This window comes from Streptomyces sp. 2-1, from assembly GCF_048564895.1.
GTDB lineage: Bacteria > Actinomycetota > Actinomycetes > Streptomycetales > Streptomycetaceae > Streptomyces > Streptomyces phaeochromogenes.
The window spans coordinates 154,062-166,884 of the sequence record NZ_CP183383.1; the positions used below are offsets into that span (position 1 = coordinate 154,062).

Annotated in this window: 11 protein-coding genes; 5 read left to right on the top strand and 6 right to left on the bottom strand. The window is 68.3% G+C overall.

Going from position 1 to position 12,823, the window contains the following annotated elements; genetic code table 11:
- Positions 1-6: 6 nt before the first annotated feature.
- The 3 genes from ACN20J_RS00750 to ACN20J_RS00760 all read left to right on the top strand — a co-directional run bounded on the left by ACN20J_RS00750 (position 7) and on the right by ACN20J_RS00760 (position 3,662).
- The gene (locus ACN20J_RS00750) at positions 7-936 is read left to right on the top strand and encodes a LysR family transcriptional regulator (RefSeq protein WP_419664824.1); all 930 of its coding nucleotides are present in this window, start codon (positions 7-9) and stop codon (positions 934-936) included.
- Between the two features lie 334 nt (positions 937-1,270).
- Positions 1,271-2,962, top strand: coding sequence for a RecQ family ATP-dependent DNA helicase (locus ACN20J_RS00755; RefSeq protein WP_419668806.1), 1,692 nt, complete (start codon positions 1,271-1,273; stop codon positions 2,960-2,962).
- A 238-nt stretch (positions 2,963-3,200) separates the two neighbouring features.
- Positions 3,201-3,662 carry a hypothetical protein gene (locus ACN20J_RS00760; protein WP_419664825.1) on the top strand — a complete coding sequence of 154 codons (462 nt, stop codon included), beginning with the start codon at positions 3,201-3,203 and terminating at the stop codon, positions 3,660-3,662.
- A gap of 258 nt (positions 3,663-3,920) precedes the next feature.
- Here the strand turns inward: ACN20J_RS00760 and ACN20J_RS00765 are convergent, their stop codons facing one another.
- Positions 3,921-4,118, bottom strand: coding sequence for a hypothetical protein (locus ACN20J_RS00765; protein WP_189845792.1), 198 nt, complete (start codon positions 4,116-4,118; stop codon positions 3,921-3,923).
- Positions 4,119-5,463: 1,345 nt separating this feature from the next.
- On the opposite strand from ACN20J_RS00765, the gene ACN20J_RS00770 reads away from it, so the two are divergent.
- Positions 5,464-6,132, top strand: a complete 669-nt coding sequence (locus tag ACN20J_RS00770; protein WP_419664826.1) for a Type 1 glutamine amidotransferase-like domain-containing protein — start codon at positions 5,464-5,466, stop codon at positions 6,130-6,132.
- 1,023 nt (positions 6,133-7,155) lie between these two features.
- Here the strand turns inward: ACN20J_RS00770 and ACN20J_RS00775 are convergent.
- The 3 genes from ACN20J_RS00775 to ACN20J_RS00785 form a co-directional block, all read right to left on the bottom strand.
- Positions 7,156-8,076 carry an NADP-dependent oxidoreductase gene (locus tag ACN20J_RS00775; protein ID WP_419664827.1) on the bottom strand — a complete coding sequence of 307 codons (921 nt, stop codon included), beginning with the start codon at positions 8,074-8,076 and terminating at the stop codon, positions 7,156-7,158.
- Between the two features lie 341 nt (positions 8,077-8,417).
- Positions 8,418-8,585: a hypothetical protein gene (locus ACN20J_RS00780; RefSeq protein ID WP_419664828.1), complete on the bottom strand. Its 168-nt coding sequence runs from the start codon at positions 8,583-8,585 to the stop codon at positions 8,418-8,420.
- 409 nt (positions 8,586-8,994) lie between these two features.
- A complete protein-coding gene (locus ACN20J_RS00785) occupies positions 8,995-9,204 on the bottom strand; it encodes a hypothetical protein (RefSeq protein WP_419664829.1) in 210 nt (69 codons plus the stop codon).
- 264 nt (positions 9,205-9,468) lie between these two features.
- Here ACN20J_RS00785 and ACN20J_RS00790 point away from each other — a divergent pair, with 264 nt between their 5' ends.
- Positions 9,469-10,074, top strand: coding sequence for a dihydrofolate reductase family protein (locus tag ACN20J_RS00790; protein ID WP_419664830.1), 606 nt, complete (start codon positions 9,469-9,471; stop codon positions 10,072-10,074).
- 187 nt (positions 10,075-10,261) lie between these two features.
- Here ACN20J_RS00790 and ACN20J_RS00795 read toward each other — a convergent pair whose 3' ends face one another.
- Positions 10,262-11,713 (bottom strand): NtaA/DmoA family FMN-dependent monooxygenase, encoded by a 1,452-nt coding sequence (locus ACN20J_RS00795; protein ID WP_419664831.1) that lies wholly within the window; start codon positions 11,711-11,713, stop codon positions 10,262-10,264.
- A gap of 166 nt (positions 11,714-11,879) precedes the next feature.
- Positions 11,880-12,578 (bottom strand): nitroreductase, encoded by a 699-nt coding sequence (locus ACN20J_RS00800; protein ID WP_405541219.1) that lies wholly within the window; start codon positions 12,576-12,578, stop codon positions 11,880-11,882.
- Positions 12,579-12,823: the final 245 nt, after the last annotated feature.

Consider the following 12,823-nt stretch of genomic DNA (forward strand, 5'->3'; position numbering starts at 1 on the left):
TTCTCCGTGGGGGCGTCCGCTTCGAAGGAACCGAGCATTCATCAGCTTCGGCTCTTTCTCACGCTGAGCGAGGAACTCCATTTCGGGCGTGCTGCCGCGCGCTTGTTCATCACGCAGCCGGCGCTGAGTCAGCAGATCAGGGAGCTGGAGAAACGCCTGGGGGTACGTGTGGTGGAGCGCACGAGCCGCACGCTCACACTCACCGAGACAGGGCAGGCCCTGCTCCCCGAAGCCCGCGCGGCGGTCACGGCGGTCGACCGGCTGCGGCGCGTAGCCGACGCACAGCTGCGACAGACCACCGGACGACTCGTCGTGGGAACCATGGGAGCCGAGGCATCCATGGCGCACACCCGTGCCGTACTCAGCCTCCTGCAAGACCGCCACCCCGAAACGACCGTGCAGCTGGTCAACCTCGCGTTCGGCGACCACCTCGCCGCGCTGGCACAGCAGGAGGCCGACGTGGTTTTCGTCCGTCCTCCGGTGACGGACGACATCGAACTGCACCACCTGGCCACCGAGCCACGCGTGGCCTGCCTCTCCGCCGGGCATCCCCTGGCAAGCCTGCCCCGGCTCACCCTGGCGCAGCTCTCCGGCGTTCCGGTGGTCGACATGCCCGAGCAGGTTCCGCGGCTGTGGTGGGACTTCTGGGCCGTCGATCCCCGCCCCGATGGCAGCCGCGTCCACTACGGCCCGGTAGTCACCGACATGGAATCGCTGCTGCACACGGTGGCCACCGGAGAAGCAATGTGCTTCCTGCCGAAGGCCGCCCGTGAGTACTTTCCACGCGCGGGCATCAGATACATCGACGTGGTCGATCTCACCCCCTCCACATCCGCCCTCGCCTGGCTGCGGCGAAGACGTTCCGAATCCACCATCAGAGCCATCCGGCACGCTGCCCACCAAGCCACAAACCAGGGTTACAGCGAAGCCATCTGACGCTTCTGCCGCGGTGACGGAACCGGCACGGACCCAACCTCACGCTCTCACAGCCTCGGCTGGCCTCCCCCGACCAGCCGAGGCCGCGCTTCTGTCCGTGCCGGGCGGTGGCTATCCGGCCGGCTCGTACGTCGCGGACTCGAGCGGACAGCCCAGCGCGATGTCCCGCAGGGCGGCCAGTTCGGTCGTGACGCTCGCGGGCCTGCCGCGACCGTGCCGTCGCAGTCCGCGCCTGGCGATCGGACTGCTTCGGGCCGGGGCGGGCACTAGAGCCACCACCGCCCGTCGGGTTCCGCCCCGGTCGCGCGCAACCGCTTCGGGAGTCCCTTTGCCGATCAGCCTGTTCGTCGCCCGCCGTCTCCGCAGAGCCGCGCGGGTGGCCTTCGGATGGGACGAGTTGCGTCCCGGCCAGCTCACCGCGATGAAAGCGGTCATGCGCCGCAGGGACGCCATGGTGGTGATGCCGACCGGCTCGGGCAAGTCGGCGGTGTACCAGGTGCCGGGCATGCTGCTCCCCGGTCCGACGCTCGTCGTGTCACCGTTGATCGCTCTCCAGCGGGACCAGATCGCCGGACTGCTGCGGAACAGCGACCAGACCGCCGTCGCCGTCAACTCGTCGATGTCCAGGGCCCAGAACGAGCAGGCATGGGAGAGCGCGAGCGACGGAACGGCCCGGTTTCTCTTCCTCGCCCCGGAACAGCTCGCCAAGCAGGACGTGCTGGAGCGGCTGGCCGCGCTGAGACCGTCCCTCTTCGTCGTGGACGAGGCGCAGTGCGTGTCCTCCTGGGGCCACGACTTCCGGCCGGACTACCTCAGGCTCCGGCAGGCCGCCGAGAGCATCGGGCGCCCTCCCATCCTCGCCCTCACCGCCAGCGCCGCCGCACCGGTGCGCGCCGACATCGTCGAGCAGCTCGGCATGCGCAGGGCCCACGAGGTGGTGGCCGGGTTCGACCGGCCCAACATCCGCCTGGAGGTCACCCACTTCCTGGACAACGCGGCCAAGCGGCGCGCCGTGGTGGAACGGGCTGCGGCCGAGCCCAAGCCGGGCATCGTCTACGTCTCCACCCGCAAGGACGCCGAGGCGTACGCTGCCGAGCTGGGCGAACTCGGCCTGAGCGCCGCCGCTTACCACGCGGGCAGCCGGTCGGCCGACCGCAGCGCGGTCCACGACCGCTTTCTCGGCGGCGAGTTGGACGTGGTGGTGGCCACCTCGGCATTCGGCATGGGCATCGACAAGCCCGACGTACGGTTCGTACTGCACGCCTCGGTGCCCGGGTCCCTCGACGCCTACTACCAGGAGATAGGCCGGGCAGGCCGGGACGGCGAGCCGTCCCGGGCCATCCTGCACTACCGCGTCGAGGACCTGGGCCTGCAGAAGTTCTTCTCCACCGGCCGCCCAGACGCGGACACCATCGCCGACGTCTCCCGCCTCGTACGGGACCGTGCGACCCCCGTGACACCGACGGAACTCCAGGAAGAGACCGGCCTGTCCGCCAGCCGGCTGACCGCCGTCCTCAATCTCTTGGAGAGTGCCGGAGCCCTCACCACAGAACGCGGAAAGGTGGCCCCGCTCCCCGGGGCCGATGCGGAGGAAACCGCCACGCGGGCCGTGGAGTTGAGCACCGCGCACGAGAGCATGGCACGCTCCCGGGTCGACATGATGCGCGGCCTGGCCGAGACCACCGGCTGCCGACGGCGTTTCCTGCTCGGCTACTTCGGCGAGCGTCTCAGCTCCCCCTGCGGCAACTGCGACCGATGCGAACAGCGGCCCACCGGCGCCGCAGCCGGCGCCGTCCCCGGCCCGTCCCGCCCCCGGACCGCCTCACCCACGCGCCACGACCACCCGTTTCCGCCCGGCACCGCGGTCCACCACCCGCAGTGGGGTGACGGCGAGGTCCTCACCGAGGAGGAGAACCGGATCACCGTCCTGTTCGCCTCAGTCGGCTACCGAACCCTGTCACTGCCGGTGATCCTGGAGAAGAACCTGCTCACAGCCGCTTCCGGGCAGTCTCCCACCCGGCACTGACAGCCGGGAGTGACATCAAGGAGTCACTGTCATTGATCTTGCCCGCAGGTGCGAAACGACTCCCCAAGTCACCTCGAAATGACTCCCGTTGAAAGTGACGCAGCCACAGTCGTCCTCTCGGAGCGATTCGATCACATCATATGATCACCCCGAGGGGGACCGTGAGACGCGCATGTCGACGCCCCTCAGTCGTCGCGTCCTTGACCAGGGCGCTCGTCATTACGGGAGAGCATTTACAGTGCGTACCTTCAAGCGGCTCCTGGGTGCTTCAGTGGCCGTCCTGAGCCTGACCGGTGCTGCCACAATCACGGGTGCGGGAAGCGCTGCTGCAGCCGACCCCAACTTCACGTTCGATGTCGACAGGAACGGCAAGACCTTCAGCGTAGGGGTCTACAACAACCACACACGTGCGGGTTTCGCAGACTGGAACGCCGACCCCGACAACACTGTCAGCCCGGCCATTCCAGGAGATGCCCTGCAGGTCCGGGACATTCTCGGCGACGGCTGGGGAATCGAGGCAGAAGCAATGGCACAGAGCGGCGGAGCCGGTTACCGCATGGCCACGTCACGAGGGCACTCGGCGTACTACGCCTCAGGTTGGAAGACTGGAAACATCGCGGAAGGAACCCCGATAGTCGTCCAGGTCTGCGCGGTGAAGGGCGACAAGTCGCACTGCGGCACCGTGTACGGCACAGCCTGAGACACGGGCCCGGCAGGTACGACATGTAGGTTTTTCTCTGCTTTCGGCCTGTCTACCCGCCGACACCAGCCGCCGGCTGCGCGCGATTGCCGCCCGCACCGGCCTTGAGCCGGAGCAGATCCTCACCCAACGCGCCGACCCGGTCCGCGTGAACGACAACGGCACCCTGACCGTCGACACCTTCACCCCACACTGCCCGGGTTGCCCCGCACGCGCGAGCTGGCGCGTGCGGGGCAACCCGGTCAGCGCTGCTCAGGTCTACGGCCTATGGGGGCAGCCGCCGCTGCAGAGGGTGGTGAACTCTCCGGCTGCGGTGGGGAGCTGGGAGGCTTCCCAGGGCAGCGGCTTGGTGGGGGCGGTGCGGCCGGGCTCGGCTGCGGCAGCGCCGGATACGAAGCCCATAGTGAGTGCCACGACGGCCAGCAGGCCGGCGGACAGGCGAGCAACAGTGCGCATGAGTGTTTCCCCTGGCTTGACGCCCGGCGGCCTGGTCAGGCCGCCGTCGAGCCATCCTCGCTGTCCTGCCGGACTCATCACCATCACCTCGGCTGTGGTCGAAAGAAGCAGCCGGCGCCTTCACCCCGCGCGCAGCGGGCACCGTTGAGCCGGACAACCTCCTCAGCACAGGCCCGCGCCCACCCGTCCCTCTCCATCCCATCAGGCGTTCAACAAGTCCGCGGCCGCGCGCCGGCGGCCCCGATCAGCAGTCCTGGACCCGACCGTCCAGGGTTCTGTGCAGCAGGCCCGTTGCTGGCCGCCTGTCTCACCGTTGAGCCAGCGTGACTACCAACCCCCGAGCGAGTTCGCGATGTACGAGACTGCCCTGCTCCAGCGACAGATGAACGATTCTGAGTGGCAGGAGCTGCTGTTGAATCGGCCGAACCTCGCGGAAGCCCTCCCAGCCCGCACTCGTTCCCTTCGCGCCATCGGCCACAGTGACCGATGCGCGAACGGAGACGCACCCACCGACTGCCATCCGCGTGGCGCCGGTCAGCACCACTAGAGACAGGTGCCAGTAGTGCATGGCCCCGGCGATGGAGCGGTGAGGCCCGGCATGCGCTTCATCAGCAAGAACTGACAACGCTGAGCGGCAGGACCGCTTGCGCATCGATAGGCATGCTTTTCGGGCGGCTGGGTGGATGGCCGTGGCATCTGGGTGACTGCCAGGTGTGATCTGAGCACGCGCACCGGACCGGCACTGGATGTTTGGCGGGAGACATTCCGTCGTTGGTGTTGGGATGCCTCCTGTCCGGCGGAGCGGCGGCTGTGGGGCTCGGGGGCGTAGAGGAGATGTCGCCTCCCGACCACGGCCTGGCGGGCAAAGCCGACCGGCCAATTTGCCGCGGCCGAGCTCACACGCCTGAGCTCACACGACATCAGGTTTTCGAGTGACCAACGAAACGTTGATCACAACGCCACACTCCCCGTCGGGCATGTAGGACCTCATCCCGCACACCGCCGCGGCATCCGGGCTGGGCTGGGCTGGGCTGGGCTGCAGCTCGATGCCCAGGTAGTCCGCCCACGCTCCGAGGCGATCTGCTCGATCGTCGTACGACAGTTCCTCACTGGTCAGTTCACCGCGTGCGGGAGGACCAGGACAAGGCGCGAAGGGTCACCGTTGCAGCCAACCCGATGAAGCACACAGTCGGCGGCCAGGGCAGTACGTAGGTGCGGGAACGTAATGGACAGCGGGAGAACGGCCTGGTGCAGGAACTCTTGCCCCGTTCAGCAGCGATGAGTCCCGCGGTGGTCCCAGGTCTACACGTCAGACCGCTCCATCGCACTCGAACCAGGAGACATCTTGAAGCTGCTTCTCACGTCCGCGGGCATCAAGAACCCGAGCATCCACGACGCGCTGGTCGACCTGCTGGGCAAACCGATCGCCGACTCCAACGCCCTGTGCATCCCTACCGCCGCATACGGACACCCCCAGGTCACTCCTGCCGGGGCATGGCGTTTCATCAGCGGACAGTCCCCCTCCATATCCATGTGTGAGCTGGAGTGGAAGTCCCTGGGAGTACTGGAGCTCACCGCGCTGCCCAGCATCGACGAAGAACGCTGGATCCCCTGGGTCCGCGAGGCGGACGTCCTGCTGGTGAATGGCGGCGACGCCCTGTACCTGTGCCACTGGATGCGGCAGTCCGGGCTGGCGGATCTCCTGCCGTCGCTGCGCGAGACGGTCTGGGTAGGGCTGAGCGCCGGGAGCATGGTGATGACCCCCCGTATCGGGGAGGACTTCGTCGAGTGGAAACCGCCCACCGGTGGCGACAGCACGCTGGGCATCGTCGACTTCTCGATCTTCCCGCACCTGGACCACGAGCTGCTGCCGGAGAACAGCATGGCCGACGCGGAAAGATGGGCGGCCAGCATCCCGGGTCCGGCGTACGCGATCGACGATGACACCGCCATCAAGGTGATCGACGGCACCGTCGAGATCGTCTCCGAGGGGATGTGGAGGCACTTCCCCTAGTGGGGGTTAAGGCGCAGAGGGTACCCGGACGGCCAGCAGACGGCTCGCGTGAAGCAGGCCTGACTGGCAGACGATCGGCCGGACCCGCCTCAACACCCCGCACGTCCCGGCCCGGGCTCTGGAGGCCACCAGAGCCCGGGCTCCGTGAGAACCCGAATCGTGGCCCTGTCCTGGACTTCATAACGACCAAGACAAGGCTCACTCAGCGGTTGCAGGCAGCCCGACGAGCACGGGATTCGGCTTGTACCTCGGAGGTGACCCGTACCCGTGCCACGTTGACGAGTCGGCACCGGCCCGATTTCGCTGCTTGAGCACCCGGGCAGCTTGCTGGGCCCGGGCGTCGCGCGCGGCCCCGCCGTCGCGCGCTAGCAACACCTGCGGCGCCCGATCCCCTCGCCCGCCGCCCGTGGCCTGTCCCACCCACCCACTTCTCATCTTCTTCCTGCTTTGGGGCGTGGCTCGGGGGCGTAGAGGGGATGTCGGCCTCCCGACCACGGCCTGGCAGGCGTGGTGATCTGCTTGACCGAGACGCCGAACGGCACCCATCTGCGGTTCAGCGCGATCCACTGACCGGCTCCGCGTCTGCAGCGCGAGGTCCTCAACTACCCTGCCGAGGCCACCGAGTCGGTCCCAGCCGGTGCGGCGTCCAGTTGCCCGGAATGCAGGACGGCCGATGCGTCGGGCGCGGGCCCGGACAAAGGCCGTGAAAGCTCTCGGCACGGCATGACACTCACAGCGGTGTCCCCGGGCAACTCCACCCAGCGCCCCCGGGACGCCGCTCGTCTACCCCGGTTCGCGTACGGCCCAATAGACCATGACGACGACGCGCCTCCCGGCGTCGGGGTGAATCCCAGCAGCCGTTGCCGGCCCGACGTCCAGCTGCACATCCTGGACCGAGCCACCCGGCGGGACACCGGCCGCACTCAGCTCGCCGACGGGATACGGGCAGCGATCTCCCCCGCCCACCGGTCCGCGCCCGGCGAGAACTGCCCGACTTCCCCGGCGGTCCGGGGGCCTCCCCGATCAGTCTTCGATGACGCGGATGATGGTCTTGCCGGGAGTGCGCTTGTCCGGCGTGAACGCGGAGGCTGCACCGGACAGCGGCCGGACGGCGCCGACGATCGGCTTGAGGCGGCCGTGCCGCAGCCGCTGGGCAAGGTCGGCCAGGCGGGCCCGGTCGGGTTCGACGACGAAGAAGACGGCTCGCCCGTCGCGGGGGTGGACGGCGACCGGCTCGGCGATGGTGACCAGGGTGCCGCCGGGGCGAACCAGCGCGGTGGAGCGTTCGAGGATCTCGCCGCCGATCACGTCGAACACCACGTCAACCTCGCCGATGTCCTCCAGTTTCTGAGCCTGGAGGTCGACGAAGGCGTCCGCGCCGAGACCGATGGCGGTGTCGCGGTCGCCAGCCCGGCCAGTGCCAATCACCCAGGCGCCGGCCTCGCGGGCCAGCCGCACGGCGATGGAGCCCACGCCGCCCGCGGCGCCGTGGATGAGCACACTCTGGCCGGTGACCAAGTGGGCGTGGTCGAACAGAGCCTGCCAAGCGGTAAGCCCGGAGATCGGCAGCGCGGCGGCCGTGACGTGGTCGATATCGGCCGGGAGCGGGGCAAGGTTGCGAGCCTCGACCGCCGTGTACTGGGCCAGCGAGCCATTGCGGCTCCAATCGGTCAGACCGAACACGCGCTGCCCGACCGTCAGGCCAGTGGTGCCGTAGCCGAGCTCGCTGGCCACGCCCGACAGCTCGTGGCCGGGCACGCTCGGGGTCCGGTCACGACCGGCCCGGTCTGTCCAGGTGCCGGGCCAGTCCAGCTCACCCGGGGTGAACCCGGCAGCATGGACCTCCACAATCACGTCGTTCTCAGCGGCGCGCGGGTGGGGCACCTCGGACAGGACCAGACCGCCGGCACCGGCGTCACGGTCCTGGACAGTGATGGCTTGCATGTGGGATTCCTCCGAGCAGAGGGCCGTTTGAGGAGCAGGCATCGGCCCCGCAGGCCGACCACCCGCCATGACCAGTCGAGCGCCGTACGCCCCTGTCCGCCACCGCAGACAGCAGCAGAAGAGAGGGCGGATCACAGGCGCCCTTGTGATCACGCTTCCGACCCTAGACGGGAAGCAGCCCACATACCCGGGCCACTTGCACCCACTTACAGTGGGCCAATTACACAGCCCAGGTCGCCATCGCCAAGTACGCATGGAGCGGCCGCGAGCGTCTGGGGCTGCTCCGCGTCCGCGACGACTCAATCGTCCTGCACGCGATGCGCTGGCCCGACTAAATCAGCTCACCCCAGGAACTCGCCCCCGGCGCGGTGGAGGTGTCGGAAGGCGAGATCGAGGGCGCGCAGGCCCTCATCGACCACATGACCCGCGACAGCCTGGAAGGCAGCGAGTTCGTGGACCACTACACGGACGCCCTCGCGGAAGTCATCAAAGCGAAACGGAAAGAGCACGCACTTCCCCCGGCCCCCGAAGCGGCAGCGCCGGCCAGGCAGGTCGTCGACCAGATGTCCGCCCTGAAGGCGTCCGTACAGAAGGCGCGGGCACCCCGCGGCGAGGACGGCGACGCCCGACGCGCACGAGCTGCCCGCGAAAGAAGACCACGGCCAAGAAGACGGCAGCGAAGCCGAAACGCAGCGCGTGATCCGCCGTGGGGAGGGCGCGTGATGGCGCTATTTGAAATTGAAATTGGCTACCCTCTGCGCAGGTTTCCCCACACCTCCTCGCGATTCCCCAGCCGTGGAATGACCTCCTGGGGCAGAGGCCTGTTTGCCCTCGGCCGACGACTGGATCCGGTTCGCGATCCGGCGGCCGAGCTGTCCGAGGAACTCCTGCAAGCTGGACGCGGTGACCTCGGAGTCGTCAAATCAGGAGGCCGTCGGTGGACTTCCAGACTTGTCCGCTGGCTCCGATCGTGAACAGATGGCCCCCGCCGTCGCTGGCGAAGACCGGCGCGATCGGTTCGCCGGCGATCGGTGCGGAGCCGTACTCACGGAAGTGCTCCGCCGCCGTCGCAGGCGAGTGGATGAAGCACCCACTGTCGACGCCCGGCAGCGAGGCCTTGCCGATCACCCAATAGAGCGGGGCGGACCGTTCGTGGGTGGGCTGAGCTGGGTCTTTGACAGAACTCAACCGCCGTTCCCCATCGCATGGAGATCACTACCCGACTGCGTGCATAGCACAACCATGCAGGCCTCCGGCCCTTCGAAGCATGACTGCTCCGCCGACCTGATCGGCAGCAGCGTCATGGGCTTTCTCGTTGCTCCGCAGCGTGGCCGATGAGTTTGTGGCTCCTGGCCGGTCCAAGCTCGTAACACCCTAGGAAAGGACACCGTCATGTCGGAGCTTCTCGTCGACTTCATCACTTCCCTCGACGGCTACGCATCGGGAGAGGGATGGCCCGGGTTCTGGGGCCTCGAGGGCCCGGAGTACCTCGCATGGCTCGGTGAGCAGCCCGAGGTCACCTATCTGATGGGAGCGAACACCTACCGCCTGATGTCGGGCTTCGCCGCAGGCGAGGTCCCCAGTGGCCAGGACGAGTTCAGGCCCGAGGAAGAGGCGTCCGTCGACGAGCTGACGCAGGCGTCCAAGGTGGTGTTCTCCTCCTCACTCGAGGAGCCACTGACGTGGGCCAACTCCACACTTGTCCGCGACGACGCCGTCGAGGCTGTCCGCGTCATGAAGTCGAGTGGCTCGGGGCTTCTGAGCACGATCGGCAGCCTCAGCCTGTGCCGGTCCCTGCTGCGAGCCGGACTCGTCGACCGCTTCCGGGTCGTGATGTTCCCGGTGATCACCGGGGCCACGGGCGCAGAACGCATCTACGACGGCTATCCGGACGTTGCCCTCGAGATGATCGAGCACCGCACCTTCGACGGCCGCATCCAGCTGGTCGAGTACAAGCCCCGCGTGCTCGAGCACCCGCCACTCGGCGTCCCTGCGTGACGTCGCACCGTCGTCAGCCGGCCTGGACGGCCGCCAGGCCGGCGCCGACGGCTTCGGGCGCTGGACCCTCACACGCGCTCTTCACTCCCCACATTCTCCACATGTTTTAAGACGCAACGAAGTGGAGGGAAGGGCATCGTGGCCGATTTCAGGGGCTCTGTCCGCAGTTCCGTGATCCCGTTGATCGTCAACGTTTGGGCGGCGGCACGGGCCAGGGGTGTCCGTCTGGTGAACTGTTTGCTGGCCGTCCGGCCACCACGTAGTCGAAATACTCGTCCTGAACCATGCCAGCGTTGACCCACCTTCCGCGTTCCGCTCCGGTGGCGTCTTCGGCGGCTGCGAGGGCGATGAGCGGGTCGTCGCGACTCGCGACAAGGCGGCCGAACTCCCCTTCCTCATCGTCGGTGTAAAGAGGAGGGAACTCGACCACGTCGACGAAGGAGTCGAAGCCGTCGTGGTCGCTGTCGATGGCGATCGAGAAGCCGTCGCAGGCCCCTGCCTCGAACCACTGCTGCATGTGGTCGGCCACGTCGGCGGGAGTGCCGGCGACCACCGGGTGGTAGTCGATGACGCCGTGGGCGAGCACGTCGCGCAGGGTCCAGCCGTCCCGGGCCACTTCGAGGGCGCGGGCGGAGCGTGGGTCGTGTGGGCTGGGTATGGCGTCGGGGAGCTGGTCCGCGGTCAGCTGTTCGTCGAGTTGGCCGGGGCCGAGCGGGAGGCCGATCATGGCGCCGAGGTAGCGGACGCGTTGGTTCAGGTCGACGACCTCGTCCAGGAAGCGGCGCCGTTCCAGGGCGGCCTGGCGGGAGGGGGCGATGGTCGGCATGAAGCCGGCGAGCAACTTCACCTCGTCCGGATCGCGTCCGACGCGCTTGGCGGCGTCCCGCAGGGCCTGGCGCTGGGCCCGGGCGTCCGCGATGGTGTACGGGTTGGCGTAGATGCCGCTGGCGTAACGGCCCGCGATTCCAGGCCGTAACTGCCCCCACCTGCCTGGAAGATGACCGGCTGGCCCTGCTCGGACGGAGGGATGGGCAGCGGGCCGCGGGAGGCTGTGTGCTTGCCCTGCAGGTTGACTGGCTGGATCTTGTCCATGTCGGCGAACCGCTTGCCGTCGACGTCGAGAAGCCAGGGCGTCCTTCTCCCAGCTGCCCCACAGCCCCTGCACGATCTGGATGACCTCGTGGGCACGCTCGTACTTCTCGGCGCGCGGCGGGATCGTCGCGCCGAAGTTCGCCGCGGCGGCGGGGGCGGGGGTGGTCACCGCGTTCCAGCCGGCCCGGCCGTGGCTGATCACGTCCAGGGCCTTGAACTGGCGGGCGAGGTTGTAGGGCTCAGTGAACGTGGTGGAGGCGGTGGTGACCAGGCCGATCCGCTCGGTCTCACGCGCGAGGACGGTCAGAATCAGCAGCGGGTCGATCATGTGGTGCGGGGCATGGCGGTCGAGGTCGACGTCCAGGACCGGGGTGTCGGCGATGAACAGCAGCTGGATCTTGCCGCGCTCGGCGGACTGCGCGTACCGCACGAACTGGTCCATGTCCGTGTAGCTGTTCAGGTTCGCACCCGGCAGCCGCCGGGCCCCGGGTGCGGCCCCGTATCCGCCGCTGAACTGCATGCCCAGGACCAACTGTCGGCTTGTCACAGTTACCTCTCCAGATCAGGCAATGAGAAACGGAGATTGCCTCCGATTACTTCATCGACAATACGGAGGCATCCTCCGTATTGCCAAAGGCCGTGCGGCGCCGGGCGCGGGCCGACCCAGTGGCGGCCCGGGCCCAGGCGCCGGTTGATTCCTGCGGGCGGAGGAACTACGGCCTGTCTAGGACTCCTGAGGTGTCATGCAGGACCACGCTCCGCTGCAGCGGAACCCGCTCCGTGCGGAGCGTGTTCACCGGTGCCGCCGGGTCAGCCATACCGAAGGAGATGCCGAAGAGCAGCTTGAGTTCCGCGGGGACACCCAGGAACTCGCGGACGGTGTCGGCGTAGACGCCGAGTACGGTCTGCGGGATGCCGGCCAGCCCCCGGGCCGCCAGCGAGAGCAGGAAGTTCTGCGCGTACATGCCGATGTCCCCGGCCGTCCGTACCCCGTCTCCGAGTGCCGGCATGAACAGGAACGCGGCATGGGGAGCGCCGTAGAACTCCAGGTTCTCGCGGACCGCCGCCCTCCTGCCGTCCCGGTCCGAGCGCTCGACACCCCGGGCCCGGTAGACACTCGCGCCCAGGGCCTGCGACCGCTGGAGGTAGAGGCCCTCGCCGTAGCCATCGGTGAAATCCGGGGAGGTCCGCCCCTCCTCCTCGGCCCGGAGCAGCTCTTTGGCCAGGGCATCCCGTGCCGCACCCGAGACGACGTGCACCGTCCACGGCTGGGTGTTGCTGTTCGAGGGGGCCGTCTGTGCGTCTTCCAGTACGCCGCGGATGTCCGAAGGGGACAGGGCGGTGGGCAGGAACTGCCGGGGAGAGCGTCGGGAGTGCGCGATGTCGGTGAAGGCTGATGTGGTGCCGGGCAAGGCGGTTCCTCTCCATGGCGCTCAGTCGCCGCCACGGCGGCCGCGGCACAGCGCAGTACGGCAGGCCATGCGAGGCGGCAGCCGAAGTAAGGGCCGGACGCAAGATGCGCTCTTGCGGGTATCTGCAGGCTTGCGGAGGTTCGCAGGCAGCGGGGTGCCGAGGCTGCAGCGTGGGGGGACTGCGCGCTCTTCGTGTTCGTCGTGTGTGTTCGTGGCGCCCAGTGCTGCCGCTCTCATGCCGTTGG

Coding starts and splice junctions, on each gene's coding strand:
- ACN20J_RS00765 (WP_189845792.1), bottom strand. CDS start 4,118: ATGCGCACTGTTGCTCGCCTGTCCGCCGGCCTGCTGGCCGTCGTGGCA.
- ACN20J_RS00775 (WP_419664827.1), bottom strand. CDS start 8,076: ATGCAAGCCATCACTGTCCAGGACCGTGACGCCGGTGCCGGCGGTCTG.
- ACN20J_RS00790 (WP_419664830.1), top strand. CDS start 9,469: ATGTCGGAGCTTCTCGTCGACTTCATCACTTCCCTCGACGGCTACGCA.